This is a genomic window from Nocardioides sp., from assembly GCF_035697785.1.
Classification (GTDB): Bacteria; Actinomycetota; Actinomycetes; order Propionibacteriales; family Nocardioidaceae; genus Nocardioides_B.
In genome coordinates, this window is the sequence record NZ_DASSCL010000011.1 from 58,589 (window position 1) to 78,082 (window position 19,494).

Below are 19,494 nucleotides of genomic sequence, written 5' to 3' on the forward strand. Positions count from 1 at the left end.
ACATGAGTTGAACATTTCTTCAAGTCGCGTTGCGCTGAGGTCGTGCGACGCCGCCGACCAGAGGCTCAGGTGAGGAAGATCCCCGCGTAGGGCTTGGGCGCGAAGTAGGTGGTCTTGGGCGGCATCTCCTGGCCGAGGTCGGCGATCCGGGTAAGCGCCCGCAGCGACGGCGGTCTGACCACGAACAGCGCGCCGTCGTCGTCGTCGCACCTCGCCGTCAGGTGCGGGAGCGGGAGGTGGTCGGGCACCACCTCGAGCCGGGGGTGTCCGGGCCCCGAGATGCCCAGGGCGGGGCCGAGGATGCGCGCCTCGAGGACGGACGCATCGAGCCCCGCCACGCCTTCTGGTCGGGGCCCTGCCGGCGCCACGTCGTACCAGCAACCGGCCACGTAGACGCCGAAACCGTCTGTCACCTGTCCTGCAGGCACTCGGCGCACGACGAAGTGCCTCGACGCGGTGTCGAGCAGCCGGGTTGCGTCGACAGGGCCGGCCACCCGCCGGTGGAAGGCCGACATGGTGAGCCCGTCCAGGGGGTAGACCACGCACAGCACACCGGCATCGTCCGGTCTGCCCGACAGCTCCCAGGCTCGCAGCCGCGCGGCCACCCGGTGGTGACCGTCGGCGATGTAGTGGACCCCTTGCCCGAGGGCCTCGGCGATCCCGGTCGTCTCCTCGTCGTCGCTCACCCGCCATACCGTGTGCTCGAGGCCGTCGGGGCTCTGGAAGTCGAGGAGGGGGCGGCCGCGACAAGCGTTCTCCACCAGCGTCGCCGCGCCCGGTGGATGGTCGTGCAGCAGCGCGACCGGTTCGGAACGGGCGGGATGTTCGGAGTAGTACCGCACGAGCGCGTCGACGCGGTGTGGATCGACGGACTCGTGACCGCGCACTCCGCCTGAGGCGAAGGCCTCGAGACGGACGTCGGCCACGACCCCGACGTGGTCGGCGCGCCCTCGGCGCATCCGGTAGACGTACAGCGCCGGGGGTGATGCGACGTACGCCTCTTCGGGGGTGTGGACGGGGGACCGGTGCTCACCTGGGCTGAGCGCGTCCACCATCGGCGTGACCGCGGCTGCCGCCCATTCCTGCCGGACCACCCGTGCCTCGAAGGGCCGGACGGCACCCGTGAACCTGCCTCCGTCCGCCGCGGCTGCGATCATGCGGTGCCGTCGATGGTCGCCGCGGAGACGCCGAACACGTCCGGCAACGAGCCCAGGTCGGCGAGCAGGTCCTCCGACACGGGGCCGGCCACGTCGATCGTGGCGACCGCAGCGTCGCCGCCCCGGAAGACCCGGTTCTGCATCTGCTCCACGTTGAGCCTGTTGCGGCTCAACAGGTCCAGGACGTGGGCGAGCACGCCGACTCGGTCCAGGTGCCTCACCGTCAGCGTGGCGGAGCCGATCCGGCTCGGCGTGAGGTTGACGCAGTTGGGCGTCTCACCCTTGACGAACGCGTCGATGATCTCCACCACCCCGTCGGCGATGGCGTCCTGGGCCTGCTGCGTGGAGGCCCCGATGTGGTGGGTGCCGACCACTCTCGGGTGCTGGGCGAGCCGTGAGGTCCACTCCGCCGCTCCGGTCCCTGGCTCGCCGGCGTACACGTCCAGCCCGGCGCGCAGGCCCTTGCCGTCCAACGCCTCGAGCAACGCGTCCTCGTCGACCAGCTCACCCCGCGAGGTGTTCAGCAAGATGGCGTCCGGCCTCATCAGGTCGAGGAAGGACCGGTCGACGAGCCCGATCGTGGCCGGGCTCGACGGCAGGTGGAGGGACACGGTGTCGCAGGCAGGCAGCAGCTCGGGGAGCGACTCGACCATCTCGATGCGCAGCTCCTCGGCGCGTGCCAGGACGTGCGGGCGGCGGTTGGGTTTCGCCAGCGCCAGGAGGTGCATCCCGAAGGCGGCGGCGCGCTGGGCGACCTCGAGGCCGATGGAGCCGAGTCCGAGGATGCCGAGCGTGGTGCCGCGCAGGCCCCGGGCCGCGCTGTAGGACTTCTTGTCCCACCGTCCGGACCGCAGGTCGACCGCAGCGTCGACGATCCGCCGGTCCACCGCGATCAGGAGTCCCATCGTCAGCTCGGCCACCGCGGCAGCGTTCCGGCCGGGCAGGTTCGCCACCAGGACCCCGCGGGCCGCAGCGGCCTCGGTGTCGATGGTGTTGGTGCCGGCGCCCGCGCGGATCACGAGTGCGAGCCGGTCGGCACGTTCGAACACGTCGCGGCCGACCTTGGTGCTGCGCACGACCAGCGCATCGAACCCGGCGAGGTTGGCCGCCAGGTCGCCGGACTGGAGCCCCGGGTCGAGGACGCACGTGTGGCCGCGTTCCTCGAGCCGGGTGACGGTCGACGCGCCGACGGAGTCGGCAAAGAGCACACGCATGGTGACCTCCGCTGAACGCAGCCTGGTTCCACAAGGTATCGGTGCCGGCGGTCGAGCGCGACGTGGCGCGGACCGGACGGGCCGCTCCCGGTCCGGGCCCCCGAGCTGGCTGCTGACGCCTCTTTATTTACCGACTGGATGGTAAGGTTAGTCCGTGTCTCGCCCTGCCCATCGTCCGTCCCTCCGGGACAAGGCACTCGACAGCGGCCTCGACCTGCTGCGCCGAGGCACGCCGCTGTCGTTGGACTCGGTTGCGCGTGCGGCGGGACTGACCAAGCCCGGGCTGATGTACCACTTCCCAACGAAGGTGACCCTCATGACGGCCCTCGTCGATCGTGTGGTCGACCGGTGCGAAGGCGAGCTGGAGGGGCACCTGCCGGCCGGTACCACGAGTCCGACCACGAAGGAGCGACTGGCGGCGTACCTCCGCTGGTCGCTGGTCTCGCCGCACGACGGCGCAGACCTGGTCATGCTCGGCGACCCCAGGCTGCGCGACCGGATGATCGCCCGCTGGTCGGAGCGTCTGCAACCGTGGGTCGAGATCCCGGAGGACCTGCCGGCACCTGACCGGGCACGGCTCCACCTGGTGCGCTTGGCCGCCGATGGGGCCTGGTTCGCCGACTCCAGCGGATACCTGCCCCTGACGGACGACGAGCGCCGCGACCTGCTGCTCGTCGCGCTCGGGCTGCTCGAGCAGAGGGCCGCCGGATGACGAAGTGGCTCCTGCTTGCTGCGGCCATCGTCACCGAGGTCACGGCCTCTCTGTCCCTGAGGGCGGCGATCGACCACGCGGTCCTCTACGTGGTCGTCGTGCTCGGCTACGTGGCGTCCTTCAGCTGCCTGGCGGGCGTCCTTCGCAGGGGGCTGCCGCTGGGGGTCGCCTACGGAGTCTGGGGAGCGCTCGGCGTCGCGTTGACGGCTGTCCTGTCGGTGCGTCTCTTCGGTGAGGCGATCACTCCCGTCATGTGGTTCGGTATGGCTCTGGTCGTGGCCGGCGTGGTGCTGGTCGAGCTGGGCTCCCACTCCGCTCGCAGGCACGGCTCGCGGAGCGTGGCCTGATGGCGTGGCTGCTGCTGACTGCGGCAATCCTGTTCGAGGTGTCGGCCACGCTGTCGCTGCGCGCGGCAACCAGCCACCGGAGGGGCTGGTACGCGGTCGTCGTGCTCGGGTACCTGCTTGCGTTCGTGTGTCTGTCAGGCGTGCTCAGGCAGGGGATGGGTCTCGGGCTCGCCTACGGCATCTGGACCGCGGTCGGCATCGCGTTGACCGCCATCGCGGCCAAGGTTCTGTTCGAGGAACCCCTCACGCTCGTCATGGCCGGAGGCATCACCCTGATCGCCTGCGGCGTGCTGCTCCTGGAGCTGGGACAGGTTCGATGAGAACGAGGGGCGGGGCCCATCGACGGGTCTTGGCCGGGTCCTCGCTCACGGGGTACGCTGCCCAGCGTTGCTGCGCATCACGAAACGAGTCTCATCATGCGCAACAGGCGGTACGCCGAGTTGTTGGCCCGGCTGGTGGAGAACGCGCGCTACGAAGTGCTGCCCACGCCGTCCGCAGAGGAGTCCGTGCTGACCCACCTGCCGCGGGAGCGGGTGGTCACCATCACCGCCTCCCCGAGCAAGGGACTCGCCGCCACCGTGGACCTCGCGGAGCGACTCGCCGGGCACGGCTACGCCGTCGTACCGCACCTGGCCGCGCGGATGGTGCACGGGCGGGAGGAGCTCGCGGAGATCTGTGAACGCCTGACCGGCAAGGGCGTCACCCGCGTGTTCGTGCCCGGTGGTGACGCGGAGCCGGACGGCACCTATCCCGACGCGCTGAGTCTCCTGGAGGACCTCGCCGAGCTGGGGCGTCCGTTCGCGCACGTCGGCATCACCGGCTACCCCGAGTCGCACCCCACCATCAACGACGACCTGACCGTGCAGTCGATGTGGGACAAGCGTCGTTACGCCACCCATGTGGTCAGCAACCTCACCTTCGACCCCGCGTCGATCCGGGTCTGGGTACGTCGGATGCGCGAGCGCGGGATCACGATGCCGCTGCTTCTCGGCCTCCCGGGGCCGGTCGAGCGAACCAAGCTGCTGGCGATGGCGACGAAGATCGGCGTGGGGGAGTCCACCCGCTTCCTGGTCAAGCACAAGGGGACACTGGCCCGGCTGGCCGCGCCCGGTGGCTACACCGGCGAGAAGTTCCTCGAGCAGTGCGCGCCGGCGCTGGCGATGCCGGGAGCGGCCGTGGAGGGCCTGCACGTGTTCACCTTCAACCAGATCGCCGAGACCGAGGTCTGGCGCAACGACCTGCTGGCCCGGCTGCGCACCTGAGCGAGCTCAGTCGACCACCGCGGCGAGGGCCCGCTCCAGCCCGGAGTCGCCGGTGTCGACGACAGTCAGCGGCAGACCGAGCCGGGCAGCGGCATCCTCTGCCAGCGCGCGCAGCTCGTCGTCGGGAGCCTGCGCCAGCCACACCACGCGGGTGTAGTGACCGAAGTACGTCTCGTGCAGCTCCGGCCACCGATCCAGCCCGAGCTCCTGGAGCACCGTCCGGGCGAAGGAACGCACCAGGAAGTCGGTGAGCAGGTAGGTGCCGGGCTGCTCGTAGAAGAAGCGCTCGAGCCGCCCCGTCCCGGCGTACAGGTCGTAGCAGTGCAGCCCCTCGAGCCGAGCCAGCCCGAGCTCGCGGCACACTTCGTCCAGCGCGCCGTAAGTGCCGCAGTCGGCGTAGCCGACGACCACGCGACGGTACTGCGGCAGCAGGGCAGCCGCGGTGCGGCGCACCTCGCCGGCGATCCGCTCCGGACGGTTGTGCAGCAGCGGCGGCAGGGGGTGCACGTCGAGGGGCCAGCCCTTGCGCGCGGCGATCGCGGTGGCCGGCTGGGCGAGGGCGCCGCACGCCACCAGCGCCGTCCGGTGTTCTCGAGTCTCGCGCTGCCCGCCTTCAACGACCGTCGTGGAAGGCGAGCTGGTCGACGAACCGGTCGTTGAAGTCGGCGCGGTCGGAGAGCTCGACATAGGTCACCTCCTCCGTCAGCGCGGTGGCGCCGGCCCGCTCGCGGAGCGAGAGCAGGGCCATCTTCGCCCCCTCGCCGGCGACGTTCCCGGCAGAGACGATGCGCAGCACCGGCAGCTTCGGGACCAGCCCGATCCGCACCGCGGAAGCGGGGGAGAGGTAGCTGCCGAACGATCCGGCCATCAGCACCTGCTGCACGTCGCGCGGTTCGAGGTCGAGCTCCTGCAGCAGCAGCGACCAGCCCGTGGAGATGGCCGCCTTGGCGAACTGGAGCTCCCTGACGTCACGCTGGGAGAGCACCACGCAGTCGACGGGATCCGCGTCGGGATCGGGCCGGTGCAGCACGAAGACGCGCTCGTCGCCGATCCTGGTGAGGCGGTCGGCGAGAGACGGCGCCACCGACGGGGCGACCTCGTCGGGCACGTAGCGGCCGGAGCCGTCGATCAGCCCCACCCTGACCAGCTCGGCGACCGCGTCGACGAGGCCGGAGCCGCACAACCCCTTGGGCTCGACGTCGCCGATCACACCCAGCTCGACCGGCTCGAGGGACCCGCCGAGCTTCACGACCTCGATGGCGCCCTCGGCGGCCCGCATGCCGCACCGGATGGCGCCACCCTCGAACGCCGGACCTGCGGGAGCGGCGGTGGAGACGATCCGGTCGCCGTCACTGAGCACGATCTCGCAGTTGGTGCCGACGTCGATCATCAGCCGGGTGCGCTTGTCGCGGTCCATCCCGGTGGCCAGCATCCCGGCCACGATGTCGCCGCCGACGTAGGCACCCAGCGCCGGGAACAGCGCCGCCCGGGCGCGTGGGTGCAGCGCCAGCCCGAGCTCGTCGGCCAGCACCACGGGTGGGTGCGCGACGGCCATCACGAAGGGTGCGACCCCCAGCGGCTCCGGCTCGATGCCGAGCGCGAGCGCGGTCATCGTCGCGTTGCCGGCCAGCGCCACTTCGTAGACATGACTGGGGTCGACCTCGCCCTCGCGGCAGACCTGGGTCGCGAGCATTGAGAGGGTCTCGGCGGCCGCTCGCTGGAGGCGGTGCAGGGTGTCCGGGTCGAGCATCGTGGCACTGATCCGCGTGATGACGTCGCCGCCGAAGGGTTGCTGACGGTTCAGCATCGACGCCACCGCGACCGGGGTGCCGGTCGCGACGTCGAGGAGCGTAGCGACAACCGTCGTGGTGCCGAGGTCGAAGGCGATGGCGTACTGCGTGCCGGTGGTGTCGCCCGGCTCGATGTCGATGAGCGCCTCGTCGACGACCACCGCGGTCACCTTGAAGTCGGCCTGTCGCAGCACGGCCGGCAGCCGGCGCAGCACGTGCAGGTCGGGCTGGGGCTCGAGGTCGTCGATCGCGTCCAGCAGCCGGGTCAGGTCCGGACGCTGGTCGGCCAGGGTCGGCTCGCCCAGCTCGACGTACCGCTTCTGGATCGCCGGCCGAAGGATGACTTGGCGGCCGACGCCGACGGTGGCGGCCTTGGGGCGGGTGGTGAGCGGGGGTACGTCGACGGCGAGGTCGCGGGTCGCGTTGACCAGGCACGCCAGCCGCCACCCGTCGTCGAGCTGCTCGCGGGTGAACGTCTTCACGTCGTGCCGGGTGATCGGGCTCGACCCCTCGACCCGCACCTTGCACTTGTGGCAGGTGCCGTGGCCGCCGCAGGTGGAGTCGATCGCGATGCCGTTCCACGAGGCGGAGTCGAAGACGGTGACGCCCGGCGGCACCCGGACCTCGCGTCGCGCCGTGCGCGCGGGATCCGGATCCAGCACGGTGAAGGACAGCGACACGCGGCCGGTGCCGTCGTGGGGGGCCGGGTCGGCACCGCGGGTCGGCAGCAGCCCCTCGCGCCGTACGGTGTCGAGGTCGACGTCGGGTACGCCGTCGGTCATGGCCGGGCCCGTGGGGTGCTCATGCCGTCGCGGCCGCCTTCGCCCGGTGGGCGGCGATCCAGGCCGTGCCCCACTCGTCGTGGTTCAAGAACACGTCGGCGGCCTTGACCGCCTCGACGATCTTGGGCGAGCGGGCGTCCATGATCGCGCTGGTGAGGCCGGCGGCCATCGCCATCGGCAGCCAGGCGGCGCCGAGCGTGTGCCGGTCGGGCATGCCGAAGGACGTGTTGGAGGCTCCGCAGGTCATGTTGAGCCCGTGCTGGTCGCGGATGCGGCGCATCGTCTCGAAGGTGACCAGCGTCGTGGTGGTGTCGGCCCCGATCGGCATGGCGAGCGGGTCGATCACGATGTCGGCCTTGGCGATGCCGTACTCCTCGGTGGCCACGCGGAGGATCTTCGCGGTCAGCTCGAGCCGCTTGTCCGCGTCCATCGGGATCTCGTCCTCGTCGTTGGGGAGCGCGATGATCGCGGCGTCGTGCCGCTTGACCAGGGGCAGGATCGCCGCGAGCCGGTCGTCCTCCGCGGTGACGGAGTTGACCAGGGCGCGGCCCTGGTAGGCCGACAGGCCCGCGTCGAGCGCCTCGACGACCGAGGAGTCGATGCAGATGGGGAGGTCGGTGAGGCCCTGCACCAGCGTGATCGCCTTCGCCAGCAGCTCGGGCTCGTCGGTGAGCGGGACGCCCATGTTGACGTCGAGCACGTCGGCGCCGCCCTCCACCTGGGCGCGTACGTCGCGTTCGATGGCGGACAAGTCGCCGGCCCGCAGCTGCTCCTGGAAGATCCGGCGGCCGGTCGGGTTGATCCGCTCGCCGATCAGGCAGAACCGCTGGTCGTGGCCGATCACCACCTCGCGCGAGGCCGAGCGCAGGACCGTGTGCAGCGGCTCGCCGGTGTAGGTCCCGCTCATGCGGGGACCGTCGCGCGGCGCTCGTGGAGCAGCGCCTTCGCCTTCTTCACCGTGGCGGACGCGTCGGCGGCGTAGCCGTCCGCACCGACCGCGTCGGCGTACTCCTGGGTGACCGGTGCACCGCCGACCATGACGACGACCGAGTCCCGCAGGCCCGACTTCTCCAGGGCGTTCAGGTTGGCCTTGAACATCGGCATCGTCGTGGTGAGGAACGCGGAGAAGCCCACGATGTCGGGCTGGTGCTCCTCGATCGCCGCCACGAACTTCTCGGGAGCCACCTGGACGCCGAGGTCGATCACCTCGAACCCGGCCCCCTCGAGCATGATGTTCACGAGGTTCTTGCCGATGTCGTGGACGTCGCCCTTGACGGTGCCCATGAGGAACTTGCCCACGGTCTGCACGCCGGTCTCGGCGAGCAGCGGGCGCAGCCGCTCCATCGCTCCGGCCATGGCGCGGCCTGCGATCAGCATCTCGGGCACGAAGAAGTCACCGCGCTCGAATCGCGCGCCGACCTCCTCCAGAGACGGGATCAGCGCGTCGAAGAGCAGGGTCTGCGGCTCCATGCTGAGCCCGAGCCCCTCCTCCGTCAGCTCGAGGACGCGAGGGCCGTTGCCGACCAGCGTCTCGTCGTACAAGCCCTGCAGGATCTCTTCCGGAGTCATTTGGGACCCCCGGCGAAATGCGAGCGCAGCGAGTGTTCCGTTGGGGTGAAAGTCATGCGACCCCTTCCTTGGGTGTGCGACCGCGCAGCAGCATCGACAGCTCCGCGGAACGTTCGAGCAGACGGCGGCCCAGCTCCTCGAGCCGCCCCTCCAACCGTGATGTGGGTCCGGAGATCCCGAGCGCGGCGACCACGTCGCCCCGCGGCCCGTGGATCGGGACGGCGACGCCGGTGAGGCCGACCTCCAGCTCGTCGACGGTGATCGCCCAGCCGCGCCGACGGGTCTGGTCGCCGTCGCGCCGCAACCGCTCGGGGTTCGTGAGCGTGGCCGGGGTCTGCGCAGGCAGCGGACCCACAGGTACGTCGATGGCGCCCCAGGCGAGGAACACCTTGCCGAGGGCCGAGCAGTGGGCGGGCACGTCGACCTCGGTCCAGTCCCGCGTGCCCAGCAGGTAGGTCGAGTCGACCTGCGCCACCTGCACCGCCCGGTCTCCCCGCGCCACGCTCAGGTGCACGGTCTCGTGCGTGTCCTCGCCGATCGCCTTCATCGTGGGGCGGGCCAGCCGCACGAGCTCCTCCCACGGGTCGTGCCGCGCGGCGTACAGCCAGAAGAGGGAGCCGGCGACGTAGGAACCCGCGCCGTCGCGCTCGAGGAGGCCGGACCGCTCCAGCGCGGTCAGCATCCGCGACGTCGTCGACTTGGCGAGCCCGCTGGCCTCCTGCAGGTCGGCGAACGTCATCGGGGCGTCCGCCCGGACCACGGTGGAGACCAGGTCGGCGGCGCGGTCGACGGCTCGGGTGCCGGGGGCGGCGGCAGTCGCTGTGTCGCTCACGGGCGCCTCCCTCGGTGCGGGCGTGGTGCGAACGGTTGATGGTGGTGCGGACTTCCCACACGTTCCATGATGTGGAACTGTGTTCCACATCATGAGGCTAGGAGCCGTGCCGCACCTGGGTCAAGCAGCCACACGACTCCGGTGGTCCGGGCCGGCGAGGTGATCGCAGGAGGACCCCATGTTCCGCAACCGGATGCCGCGCTACGACGTGCTCTCGGAGGAGGCCATGGCCACCCTCGACAAGGGGTGGCGGCGGCTGATGACCGAGATCGGGGTGGAGTTCCTGGACCCCCGGGCGTTGGACCTGTTCCGGGCCGCGGGGCAGAAGGTCGAGGACAACACCGTCTTCCTGGACCCGGACTTCGTCCTGGAGCAGGTCGCGAAGGCGCCGGCCGAGTTCGACGTGCAGGCCCGCAACCCCGAGCACTCGATCCACATCGGTGGCGACGCGATGGCCTTCGGCGCCGTCTACGGTCCGCCGTTCGTCCGTCAGGGTGAGGTACGACGGGACGCGACGATGGACGACTTCCGGAACTTCACCAAGCTGGCCCAGTCGTTCCCCGTCCTCGACTCCGCCGGCGGCGTGATCTGCGAACCCTCCGACGCCCCCCTCGACAGCCGGCACCTGGACATGACCTACGCCCTGCAGACGCTGACCGACAAGGTCTACATGGGCAACGTGGTGTCGGGCGTGAACGCCGCGGACACGCTGGCGATGACGTCGATCCTTTTCGGCTCGCGCGAGGCCATCGAGGCGACGCCGGCCACCATCTCGCTGATCAACTGCAACTCCCCGCTGCGCTGGGACGACCGGATGCTGGAGGCGCAGTTCGAGTACTCCGCGGCCGGCCAGCCGGTGGTGCTCACGCCGTTCATCCTGATGGGCGCGATGTCGCCGGTGACCGTGCCGGCGGCCCTCGTGCAGCAGATCACCGAGGCCCTCTCGGGCATCGCCCTCTCGCAGCTGATCCGGCCCGGGACGCCGGTGATCTTCGGCTCCTTCCTGTCCAACATCGACATGCAGTCGGGATCACCGACGTTCGGCACGCCCGAGTCGGGGTTGGGGCTGCTGTGCACCGGGCAGATCGCACGCCACTTCGGGCTGCCGTTCCGCACGGGCGGTGGCCTGACCTCCTCGCAGGTCGCCGACGCGCAGGCCGGCTACGAGGCGCTGATGACGCTGCTGCCGACGTTCCTCGCCGGAGCCAACTGGGTGATGCACTCGGCCGGATGGCTCGAGGGCGGCCTGGTGGCGGGCTACGAGAAGTTCATCGTGGACGTCGAGCTGCTGCAGATGATGCACGTGGAGTTCACCCCGCTCGAGATCGACGAGGACTCGATGGCCTTCGACGCCCACCAGGAGGTCGGCCACGGTGGGCACTTCCTCGGCGCCGCGCACACCATGGAGCGGTTCCGCACCTGCTTCTACCGGCCGATGCTCTCCTCCTCGGAGAACTACGAGCGCTGGATGCGTGGCGGCGGCAAGGACGCGGCGGTCCGGGCCGGCGAGATCTACCGGAAGCGACTCGAGGAGTACGAGCCTCCGACGCTCGACGACGCAGTCCGCGCCGAGCTCGAGGAGTACGTCGTCCGCCGCCGGGCCGAGCTCGGCGACTAGGGGCGTCGGGGGGCGTCGGGGGCCGTCGCGGCGGCCGAGGTCAGGAAAGCCCGAGGATCGTCCCGTCGTCGGCCAGGTCGATGCGGGACGCCGAAGGGTCGCTGGGCAGCCCGGGCATCGTCATCATGTCGCCGCACACGACGACGACGAAGCCGGCACCGGCGGACAGCCGGACCTCCCGGACGTGCAGCTCGTGCCCCGAGGGCGCTCCGAGTGACTTCGGGTCGGTCGAGAACGAGTACTGCGTCTTCGCCACGCACACCGGCATCGCGCCGTACCCGTCCCGTTCGACGCGTTGCAGCCGCCGCCGAGCCTTGGCGTCCCAGGTGACCAAGGCGGCGCCGTAGAGCCGGGTCGCGATGGCCTCGACCTTCTCGGTGAGGGAGAGGTCGTCCTCGTAGGTGAACGAGAACGAGTACGGCGTCGGCTCGTCCAGCGTCTGCAGCACACCCTTCGCCAGGTCGTGGGCACCGACCCCGCCGTCGGTGAAGTGGGTCGCCGGGAACGCCCTGACGCCCTCGGCCTGCACCAGCTCGACCACCCTCGCCACCTCGACGTCGGTGTCCGAGGGGAAGCGGTTGACGGCGACGACGCACGGGATGCCGAACACGTCGCGGAGGTTGTCGAGGTGCCGGCGCAGGTTGGTCATCCCGGCCTCGATCGCGCCGAGGTCCTCGTCGCCGAGATCGGCGAGCTGCACGCCACCGTGGTACTTCAGCGCCCGCACCGTCGCCACGACCACCGCGACGTCGGGACGCAGCCCGGACTTGCGGCACTTGATGTCGACGAACTTCTCCGCGCCGAGGTCGGCGCCGAAGCCGGCCTCGGTGACCACGATGTCCGCCAGCCGGAGCCCGGCCCGGGTCGCCATGACCGAGCTGCAGCCGTGGGCGATGTTGGCGAACGGGCCGCCGTGCACGAACGCCGGCGCACCCTCGAGCGTCTGCACAAGGTTGGGCGCGAGCGCGTCGCGCAGCACGGCCGCCATCGCGCCGTCCGCGCCGAGCTCCCGTGCCGTCACCGGCTTCATCGCCCGCGTGTAGCCGATGACGATGTCACCGATCCGCCGCTTCAGGTCCGCCCACGACTCGGTCAGGCAGAAGATCGCCATCAGCTCCGAGGCGACGACGATGTCGAACCCGTCCTCGCGGGGGAAGCCGTTGACGTGGCCGCCGAGGCCCACGACGACCTCCCGCAGCGCCCGGTCGTTCGTGTCGAGGACCCGCTTCCAGGTCACGCTCCGGACGTCGATGTCGAGCTCGTTGCCATGGTGCACGTGGTTGTCGATCAGCGCCGACAGCAGGTTGTTGGCGGCTGCTATCGCCGCGAAGTCGCCGGTGAAGTGCAGGTTGATGTCGGTCATCGGCACGACCTGGCTGTAGCCACCTCCGGCGGCGCCGCCCTTCATGCCGAACACCGGGCCCATGGACGGCTCGCGCAGACACGCCACCGTGCGGTGACCGAGGCCGTGCAGGGCGTCGGTGAGGCCGACGGTGGTCGTGGTCTTTCCCTCGCCCGGAGGAGTGGGGGACAGGCCGGTGACCAGGACCAGCCGTCCCAGTGGCCGGTCGGCGATCGACGCCAGGTACGTGAGGTCGACCTTGGCCTTGAAGTGGCCGTACGGGACCAGGTGCCGCTCCGGGATCCCGAGGGTCTCGTCGGCCACGTCCGTGATCCGGCGCAGGACGGCGGCGTTGGCTATCTCGATGTCTGGCTGCATGGTGTCGATCTCCCTCGAATGACTGCCCGGCGACCGCCCGACGGTGGCGGAGGACGTCTGGAACGCCGCCCCAGTCGTTGCGTGCACCGAAACGGAGTCTGCGATACGCAACAGCCCCTGCGCTAGTGTCTCCCCCATGAGCGTCGCCTCCGAGGAGCGGAACGGCCCCCGGGAGGCGGGGGCGGCAGGTGTGCAGTCGGTGGACCGCGCGCTGACGATCCTCGAGGTGCTCGCCCGGCACGGCGAGGCGGGCGTCACCGAGGTCGCGGCCGAGCTGGGGGTGCACAAGAGCACGGCTTTCCGGCTGGTGGCCACCCTCGAGGCGCATCGCCTCGTCGAGCAGTCCGGCGACCGGGGCAAGTACCGGCTCGGCGTGGGGGTGCTGCGACTGGCCGGCGCCACCGCGGCCCGGCTCGACGTCGTCCAGGAGGCCAGGCCGGTCTGCCGACAGCTCGCGGCCGCCACCGGTGAGACGGTCAACATCACGGTGCTCTCCGAGAGCTCGGCGCTGTACCTCGACCAGGTGGCCGGCTCCTCGGCACTGCAGCCGCACAACTGGGTCGGCCAGCACATCCCCCTGCACGCCACCAGCAACGGGAAGGTGCTGCTGAGTGGTCTGGACTCCTCCACGCTCGACCGGCTGCTGCCCACGCTGCCCTCGTTCACCTCGCAGACCGTCACGAGAAAGTCGGAACTGAGGGCCGAGCTGGACCTGGTCCGGGACCAGGGCTACGCGGTCGCGATCGACGAGCTCGAGATCGGGCTGGCCGCGGTCGCCGCCCCGATCCGCAACGCGGGCGGTGACGTGGTCGCGTCGATCAGCGTCTCGGGCCCCACCTTCCGGCTCGCCGAGCGCATCGACGAGATCGCCATGCGGCTCACCGAGGCGGCGCTGGAGGTGTCGGTGCGCCTGGGCTGGGGACACCGTCAGGTCACAACGGCCGAGTAGTCCTTGACGGCGGGTCGGGGGCGCAGCATTCTCAAGTTCTGAGATCTGGTTGCGGCTTGAGCATTCAGTTGCGGGATACGCAACGAGATCCGCACTTGGAGAGGGTGTGCCAGTGGCGGAGCTCTACATCGACGGACAGTGGGTGTCCGCCCAAGACGGCGGACGTCGGGAGATCCGCTGCCCGGCCGACGGCGAGCTGGTCGGTGCGGTCGACGAGGCCGGTGCCGACGACTGCGTCGCCGCCATCGCGGCTGCCGATCACGCCTTTCGCGACGGACCCTGGCCCGGCACGGCCGCCCGCGAGCGCGGAGACCTCCTGCTCCGCGTCGCCGGCCTGCTCGAGCGGGACGTCGACGTCGTCGCGCGGATGGAGTCGCTCGACACCGGGAAGCGGCTCGTCGAGAGCGAGTACGACGTCGCCGACGTGGTCTCGGTCTTCCGGCACTACGGCCACGTCGCGGCCGAGGAGGCCGGCCGGGTCGTCGACACCGGCAACCCCGACGTGGTCAGCCGCGTGGTGCACGAACCGATCGGGGTGTGCGGCCTGATCACCCCGTGGAACTACCCCCTCCTCCAGGTGTCGTGGAAGGTCGCGCCGTGCCTGGCCGCGGGTAACACCTTCGTGCTCAAGCCCAGCGAGCTCACCCCGCACTCCGCGATCCACCTGATGCGCCTGCTCGACGAGGCCGGCCTGCCGGCAGGCGTCGGCAACCTGGTGCTCGGCACCGGCCCGGAGGCCGGAGCCCCGCTCTCCTCCGACCCGCGCGTCGACCTCGTCTCGTTCACCGGTGGTCTCGAGACAGGCCGCACGATCATGGCCACGGCCTCCCGGACGGTGAAGAAGGTGGCGCTCGAGCTCGGGGGCAAGAATCCCAACATCGTCTTCGCCGACGCCGACCTCGAGGTGGCCCTCGACTTCGCGTTGACCGCCGTGTTCCTGCACTCCGGACAGGTGTGCTCGGCCGGCGCTCGCCTGCTGGTCGAGGAGTCGATCCACGACGGCTTCGTCGACGCGATCGTGGACCGCGCCGGCCGAATCCGGCTCGGCGGGCCGTTCGACGACAAGGCCGAGACCGGGCCGCTCACCAGCGCCAGGCACCGCGACAAGGTCGAGGCGTACGTCGCCGCCGGGATCGCCGAGGGTGCGGTGCTGCGCTGCGGGGGAGCACGACCCGACGACCCTGCGCTGGCCGACGGCTACTACTACCTCCCGACCGTGCTCGACCGCTGCACCAGCGAGATGTCGGTGACCCAGGACGAGTCGTTCGGACCGGTCCTCACGGTCGAGACGTTCCGCGACGAGGACGAGGCGGTCGCGATCGCCAACGACAGCATCTACGGACTGGCGGGGGCGGTCTGGACCCAGGACGCCGGCAGGGCGCAGCGAGTGGCGGGCCGGCTCCGGATGGGGACGGTCTGGATCAACGACTACCACCCCTACGTGCCGCAAGCCGAGTGGGGCGGCTACAAGCAGTCCGGGATCGGGCGAGAGCTGGGCACAGCGGGGCTCGACGAGTACCGCGAGACCAAGCACGTCTGGCACAACATCCGACCCGCTGTCCAGCACTGGTTCGACGGATAGGCGGCGGCGAACATGGGCGCGGACCGGTACGACATCGTCATCGTGGGTGGAGGGTCGGCCGGTTGCGCGCTCGCGAACCGGCTCTCCGTGGATCCCGGCACCAGCGTGCTCGTGCTGGAGGCCGGGCGGTCCGACTACCGCATCGACCCGTTCATCCACATGCCTGCGGCGTTGCCGATCCCGATCGGCAACCGGCTCTACGACTGGAAGTACGAGACCGACCCCGAGCCGCACCTGAACGGTCGGCGCGTCTTCCACGCCCGCGGCAAGGTGCTCGGTGGCTCGTCGAGCATCAACGGGATGATCTTCCAGCGCGGCAACCCGATGGACTACGAAAGATGGGCCTCCGAGCCGGGGCTGAAGGAGTGGGACTACCTCCACTGCCTGCCGTACTTCAAACGCATGGAGAACTGCCTGGCCGGTGCCGACGACTGGCGCGGCGGTGACGGGCCGCTCAAGCTCGAGCGCGGACCTGCTACGAACCCGTTGTTCGACGCCTTCTTCCAGGCGGTCCAGCAAGCCGGCTACCCGCTCACCGACGACGTCAACGGCTACCGTCAGGAGGGCTTCGCCAGCTTCGACCGCAACGTCTACCGCGGCCGTCGCCTCTCTGCCGCTCGTGCCTACCTGCACCCGGTCCGCTCGCGGAAGAACCTCACCGTCGAGACCTACGCGTTCGCCACGAAGGTGCGCTTCCGGGGCAACCGCGCGGTCGGCGTTGACTACCTGCGCGGCGGGCGACTGCACCGCACCGTCGAAGCGGGCCAGGTGATCCTCGCCGGCGGCGCCATCAACACCCCCCAGCTGCTGCAGCTCTCCGGTGTCGGCGACGAGAGCCTCCTGCGCCAGCACGGCGTCGGGGTCATCCATCACCTGCCCGGGGTCGGTGAGAACCTGCAGGACCACCTCGAGGTCTACATCCAGTACGCCTCCAAGCAACCGGTGTCGATCGCACCCGGCTTGCGCTGGCGGGCACGCCCCGGCATCGCCTACCAGTGGCTGGTGCACCGCCGCGGCCTGGGAGCCACGAACCACTTCGAGGGCGGCGGCTTCTGTCGCAGCAACGACGAGGTCGACTACCCGAACCTGATGTTCCACTTCCTCCCGGTGGCCATCCGGTACGACGGGTCCTCGCCGACCGAAGGTCACGGCTACCAGGTGCACATCGGCCCGATGTACGCCGACACCCGCGGATGGGTGCGGATCCGGTCGACGGACCCGAAGGTCCACCCCTCCATGCAGTTCAACTACCTGTCCACCGCCAACGACCGCAAGGAATGGGTCGAGGCGGTGCGGGTGGCCCGGGACATCCTGAACCAGCCGGCGTTCGATCCCTACAACGACGGCGAGCTCTCGCCCGGCGAGACGGTCGAGACCGACGAGGAGATCCTCGACTGGGTCCGGGCCGACGCCGAGACGGCCCTGCATCCGTCCTGCACGGCCAGGATGGGCATCGACGAGACGACCGTGGTGGATCCGACGACCATGGGCGTGCACGGCCTCGACGGCCTGTTCGTGGTCGACGCCTCCGTGTTCCCGTTCGTCACCAACGGCAACATCTACGCGCCGGTGATGATGGTCGCCGAGAAGGCCGCCGATCTGATCGCCGGGAACACGCCCCTCCCCGCGGCCAGCGTGCCGTACTACCGCTACCGCGACGGCAATCCCCTCTACCCGCCCGGCGACAGCCGCAATCCGGAGGACCCGACATGACCACGACCAGCCCCGTCGCGACCGACCCGTCCAGCACCACGGCAACGCCCGCGGTCCACGTCGACGGCCTCTGGAAGATCTTCGGGCCGAAGGCCGACAAGATCATGGCCAGCCAGGACGCCCAGCTGTCCCGCAAGGACCTCCAGGAGAAGACCGGCCACGTCGTCGGCATCCGGGACGTGTCCTTCGACGTCGCCCCCGGCGAGGTGTTCGTGGTGATGGGCCTGTCCGGCTCCGGAAAGTCCACGCTGGTCAGACTGCTGACCCGGTTGATCGAACCGACGGCCGGCACCGTCCAGCTGTACGGCGACGACATCACGGCGATGTCCGACAAGGAGCTGCTCGACACCCGGCGCCGCAAGGTGTCCATGGTGTTCCAGCACTTCGGTCTGCTGCCGCATCGCAAGGTGATCGACAACGTCGCGTTCGGCCTGGAGGTGCGTGGTGAGGGACGTGGGGACCGTCGCGGCCGGGCACAGGAAATGGTCGACCTCGTCGGGCTCTCCGGCTACGAGAACAACTTCCCGGACCAGCTCTCCGGCGGCATGCAGCAGCGCGTCGGGCTGGCCCGCGCCCTGGCCGGCAACCCCGACGTCATGATGTTCGACGAGCCGTTCTCGGCGCTCGACCCGCTCATCCGCCGGGACATGCAGAACGAGGTCATCCGGCTCCACGAGGAAGTCGGCAAGACGATGGTGTTCATCACCCACGACCTGGCCGAGGCGCTCAAGCTCGGCGACCGGATCCTGATCATGCGCGACGGCGAGATCGTCCAGATCGGCACGCCGGACGAGGTCGTCGCGCAGCCGGCCGACGACTACGTCCGCGACTTCGTCAGCGACGTACCCCGCTCGCACGTGCTCACCCTCAAGTGGGTGATGCGCGATCCGGAGGGCCAGACCCCCGAAGGCCCGATCCTCCAGTCCAACCAGATCGTGCGCGACGCGGCACGCGTGGTGCTCGATCACCATGGTCCGTGCCGGGTCGCCGACGGCGAAAGGATCGTCGGCGTCGTCGATGACGAGGACATCCTCCGGATCGTGGTGGCCGAGGAGGAGGCGACGTCATGAGCACCCCGTTCGAATGCTCGCTGCGCTCCGATTCGAACGGGGGCCCCGCGTGACCACTTCGACGCTCACTCCCGGCGGGCCGCCTGCCGGACGTCAGGTTGTCTCGAAAGAGGAGCAGCCGGTCGTCGAGTACGGCAAGAACCGTCACACCGGCATCAAGATGCTGGCGATCCTCGTCATCTGGGGCGTCCTGTACGCGATCCTCAAGGGCACGAACACCAAGGTGCTCGGGTTCCAGGACACCACGGACCTGCACCGCCGGTTCAACGAGGCTCGCGACTGGGTCCAGCTCGAGGGCCAGGACAACTGGTTCTTCGGCGGCGTGCTGGGCGGCATCGGCGACGCGCTGAACTCCCTCGTGCTGTTCTTCCAGGAGCTGATCAGCATTCCCGCGCCGCCCCGACCGGTGCCGGAGATCGGCTGGATCGGCGTTGTCGCGCTGGCGGCCTGGGTCACCTACGCCTTCGCCGGCATCCGGTCCACGATCCTGGTCACGCTGTCGATGCTGTCCTTCGGCGTCCTCGGCCTGTGGGCGGACAGCATGGACACGCTGATCATCACGGGTGTGTCCGTCGGCGGCTGCCTGCTGGTCGGCCTGCCGATCGGGATCTGGATGGCCCGGAGCAGAGCCGTGTCCGCGGCGGTCACCCCAGTGCTGGACCTGATGCAGACACTCCCGGCGTTCTGCTACCTCGCCCCGATGGCCCTCTTCTTCGGCATCGGGCCCGCCACCGCGGTCGTGCTCACCTTCATCTACTCGCTACCACCCCTGGTCCGGATCACCGAGCACGCCATCAAGTCGGTCTCGGCGACCACCGTCGAGGCGGCCAGGTCGATGGGCCTCACCCGGTCCCAGATGCTGCGCCAGGTGCAGCTGCCCATGGCGCGGCGCACCATCGTGGTCGGCATCAACCAGTGCACGATGGCGGCGCTGTCGATGGCGACCATCGCCGCCCTGGTCAACGGCCCCGGCCTGGGCCAGCCGGTCGTCGCCGCGCTGCAGATCCTCAACGTCGGCGCGGCCGGCGTCGCGGGGCTGGCGATCGTGATCGTCGCGATCATGCTCGACCGGACCACCACGGCGGCGAGCGAGCGCACCACGGGCCGCACCGACGTTGCGTCCGTGAGCGGGATGGGCGTGACGATCGGGGGCGTCGTCCTGGAGCGGCTCCCGCGA

At 70.3% G+C, this 19,494-nt stretch carries 18 protein-coding genes; 10 read left to right on the forward strand and 8 right to left on the reverse strand.

What is annotated here, in order from left to right; translation table 11 throughout:
- Nucleotides 1–65 precede the first annotated feature (65 nt).
- Nucleotides 66–1,157: a DUF1015 family protein gene (locus tag VFH10_RS01595; RefSeq protein ID WP_325125279.1), complete on the reverse strand. Its 1,092-nt coding sequence runs from the start codon at nucleotides 1,155–1,157 to the stop codon at nucleotides 66–68.
- Nucleotides 1,154–2,371: an NAD(P)-dependent oxidoreductase gene (locus VFH10_RS01600; RefSeq protein ID WP_325125280.1), complete on the reverse strand. Its 1,218-nt coding sequence runs from the start codon at nucleotides 2,369–2,371 to the stop codon at nucleotides 1,154–1,156. The genes VFH10_RS01595 and VFH10_RS01600 overlap by 4 nt, the downstream gene beginning before the upstream one ends.
- A gap of 154 nt (nucleotides 2,372–2,525) precedes the next feature.
- Here VFH10_RS01600 and VFH10_RS01605 point away from each other — a divergent pair, with 154 nt between their 5' ends.
- The 4 genes from VFH10_RS01605 to VFH10_RS01620 all read left to right on the forward strand — a co-directional run bounded on the left by VFH10_RS01605 (nucleotide 2,526) and on the right by VFH10_RS01620 (nucleotide 4,692).
- Nucleotides 2,526–3,083, forward strand: a complete 558-nt coding sequence (locus VFH10_RS01605; protein WP_325125281.1) for a TetR/AcrR family transcriptional regulator — start codon at nucleotides 2,526–2,528, stop codon at nucleotides 3,081–3,083.
- Complete coding sequence (locus VFH10_RS01610) at nucleotides 3,080–3,430, forward strand: DMT family transporter (protein ID WP_325125282.1); 351 nt, start codon at nucleotides 3,080–3,082, stop codon at nucleotides 3,428–3,430. The genes VFH10_RS01605 and VFH10_RS01610 overlap by 4 nt, the downstream gene beginning before the upstream one ends.
- Nucleotides 3,430–3,750, forward strand: a complete 321-nt coding sequence (locus tag VFH10_RS01615; RefSeq protein ID WP_325125283.1) for a DMT family transporter — start codon at nucleotides 3,430–3,432, stop codon at nucleotides 3,748–3,750. The genes VFH10_RS01610 and VFH10_RS01615 overlap by 1 nt, the downstream gene beginning before the upstream one ends.
- Before the next feature lie 96 nt (nucleotides 3,751–3,846).
- Nucleotides 3,847–4,692: a methylenetetrahydrofolate reductase gene (locus VFH10_RS01620; protein ID WP_325125284.1), complete on the forward strand. Its 846-nt coding sequence runs from the start codon at nucleotides 3,847–3,849 to the stop codon at nucleotides 4,690–4,692.
- A 6-nt stretch (nucleotides 4,693–4,698) separates the two neighbouring features.
- Here the strand turns inward: VFH10_RS01620 and VFH10_RS01625 are convergent, their stop codons facing one another.
- From VFH10_RS01625 to VFH10_RS01645, 5 genes are read right to left on the reverse strand one after another with little or no spacing between them, the layout of a single operon-like run.
- Nucleotides 4,699–5,265: a DUF1638 domain-containing protein gene (locus VFH10_RS01625; protein WP_325125285.1), complete on the reverse strand. Its 567-nt coding sequence runs from the start codon at nucleotides 5,263–5,265 to the stop codon at nucleotides 4,699–4,701.
- Nucleotides 5,266–5,305: 40 nt separating this feature from the next.
- Nucleotides 5,306–7,264 carry an ASKHA domain-containing protein gene (locus VFH10_RS01630; protein WP_325125286.1) on the reverse strand — a complete coding sequence of 653 codons (1,959 nt, stop codon included), beginning with the start codon at nucleotides 7,262–7,264 and terminating at the stop codon, nucleotides 5,306–5,308.
- A gap of 19 nt (nucleotides 7,265–7,283) precedes the next feature.
- Nucleotides 7,284–8,171 carry a dihydropteroate synthase gene (locus VFH10_RS01635; protein ID WP_325125287.1) on the reverse strand — a complete coding sequence of 296 codons (888 nt, stop codon included), beginning with the start codon at nucleotides 8,169–8,171 and terminating at the stop codon, nucleotides 7,284–7,286.
- Nucleotides 8,168–8,833 carry a corrinoid protein gene (locus VFH10_RS01640; RefSeq protein ID WP_325125288.1) on the reverse strand — a complete coding sequence of 222 codons (666 nt, stop codon included), beginning with the start codon at nucleotides 8,831–8,833 and terminating at the stop codon, nucleotides 8,168–8,170. Before VFH10_RS01640 ends, VFH10_RS01635 begins: the two co-directional genes overlap by 4 nt.
- Before the next feature lie 52 nt (nucleotides 8,834–8,885).
- On the reverse strand, nucleotides 8,886–9,665 hold the full coding sequence (locus VFH10_RS01645; protein WP_325125289.1) for an IclR family transcriptional regulator: 780 nt from the start codon (nucleotides 9,663–9,665) through the stop codon (nucleotides 8,886–8,888).
- A 178-nt stretch (nucleotides 9,666–9,843) separates the two neighbouring features.
- Here VFH10_RS01645 and VFH10_RS01650 point away from each other — a divergent pair, with 178 nt between their 5' ends.
- Nucleotides 9,844–11,283: a trimethylamine methyltransferase family protein gene (locus VFH10_RS01650; RefSeq protein WP_325125290.1), complete on the forward strand. Its 1,440-nt coding sequence runs from the start codon at nucleotides 9,844–9,846 to the stop codon at nucleotides 11,281–11,283.
- Between the two features lie 40 nt (nucleotides 11,284–11,323).
- Here VFH10_RS01650 and VFH10_RS01655 read toward each other — a convergent pair whose 3' ends face one another.
- Nucleotides 11,324–13,003 (reverse strand): formate--tetrahydrofolate ligase, encoded by a 1,680-nt coding sequence (locus VFH10_RS01655; protein WP_325125291.1) that lies wholly within the window; start codon nucleotides 13,001–13,003, stop codon nucleotides 11,324–11,326.
- A 136-nt stretch (nucleotides 13,004–13,139) separates the two neighbouring features.
- On the opposite strand from VFH10_RS01655, the gene VFH10_RS01660 reads away from it, so the two are divergent.
- The 5 genes from VFH10_RS01660 to VFH10_RS01680 form a co-directional block, all read left to right on the forward strand.
- A complete protein-coding gene (locus VFH10_RS01660) occupies nucleotides 13,140–13,952 on the forward strand; it encodes an IclR family transcriptional regulator (RefSeq protein ID WP_325125292.1) in 813 nt (270 codons plus the stop codon).
- A 112-nt stretch (nucleotides 13,953–14,064) separates the two neighbouring features.
- The gene (locus VFH10_RS01665; protein ID WP_325125293.1) at nucleotides 14,065–15,534 is read left to right on the forward strand and encodes an aldehyde dehydrogenase family protein; all 1,470 of its coding nucleotides are present in this window, start codon (nucleotides 14,065–14,067) and stop codon (nucleotides 15,532–15,534) included.
- Between the two features lie 12 nt (nucleotides 15,535–15,546).
- On the forward strand, nucleotides 15,547–17,247 hold the full coding sequence (gene betA, locus VFH10_RS01670; RefSeq protein ID WP_325125294.1) for a choline dehydrogenase: 1,701 nt from the start codon (nucleotides 15,547–15,549) through the stop codon (nucleotides 17,245–17,247).
- A complete protein-coding gene (locus tag VFH10_RS01675; protein ID WP_325125295.1) occupies nucleotides 17,244–18,317 on the forward strand; it encodes a betaine/proline/choline family ABC transporter ATP-binding protein in 1,074 nt (357 codons plus the stop codon). The genes betA and VFH10_RS01675 overlap by 4 nt, the downstream gene beginning before the upstream one ends.
- 49 nt (nucleotides 18,318–18,366) lie before the next feature.
- Nucleotides 18,367–19,494 (forward strand): ABC transporter permease (locus tag VFH10_RS01680; RefSeq protein ID WP_325125296.1); only part of this gene is annotated, 1,128 nt, incomplete at its 3' end.

What these genes read in the sequence shown, in the direction of transcription:
- VFH10_RS01595 (WP_325125279.1), bottom strand. Translation starts at nt 1,157, where the DNA reads ATGATCGCAGCCGCGGCGGACGGAGGCAGGTTCACGGGTGCCGTCCGG.
- VFH10_RS01600 (WP_325125280.1), bottom strand. Translation starts at nt 2,371, where the DNA reads ATGCGTGTGCTCTTTGCCGACTCCGTCGGCGCGTCGACCGTCACCCGG.
- VFH10_RS01610 (WP_325125282.1), top strand. Translation starts at nt 3,080, where the DNA reads ATGACGAAGTGGCTCCTGCTTGCTGCGGCCATCGTCACCGAGGTCACG.
- VFH10_RS01615 (WP_325125283.1), top strand. Translation starts at nt 3,430, where the DNA reads ATGGCGTGGCTGCTGCTGACTGCGGCAATCCTGTTCGAGGTGTCGGCC.
- VFH10_RS01620 (WP_325125284.1), top strand. Translation starts at nt 3,847, where the DNA reads ATGCGCAACAGGCGGTACGCCGAGTTGTTGGCCCGGCTGGTGGAGAAC.
- VFH10_RS01630 (WP_325125286.1), bottom strand. Translation starts at nt 7,264, where the DNA reads ATGACCGACGGCGTACCCGACGTCGACCTCGACACCGTACGGCGCGAG.
- VFH10_RS01635 (WP_325125287.1), bottom strand. Translation starts at nt 8,171, where the DNA reads ATGAGCGGGACCTACACCGGCGAGCCGCTGCACACGGTCCTGCGCTCG.
- VFH10_RS01640 (WP_325125288.1), bottom strand. Translation starts at nt 8,833, where the DNA reads ATGACTCCGGAAGAGATCCTGCAGGGCTTGTACGACGAGACGCTGGTC.
- VFH10_RS01650 (WP_325125290.1), top strand. Translation starts at nt 9,844, where the DNA reads ATGTTCCGCAACCGGATGCCGCGCTACGACGTGCTCTCGGAGGAGGCC.
- VFH10_RS01655 (WP_325125291.1), bottom strand. Translation starts at nt 13,003, where the DNA reads ATGCAGCCAGACATCGAGATAGCCAACGCCGCCGTCCTGCGCCGGATC.
- VFH10_RS01660 (WP_325125292.1), top strand. Translation starts at nt 13,140, where the DNA reads ATGAGCGTCGCCTCCGAGGAGCGGAACGGCCCCCGGGAGGCGGGGGCG.
- betA (WP_325125294.1), top strand. Translation starts at nt 15,547, where the DNA reads ATGGGCGCGGACCGGTACGACATCGTCATCGTGGGTGGAGGGTCGGCC.
- VFH10_RS01675 (WP_325125295.1), top strand. Translation starts at nt 17,244, where the DNA reads ATGACCACGACCAGCCCCGTCGCGACCGACCCGTCCAGCACCACGGCA.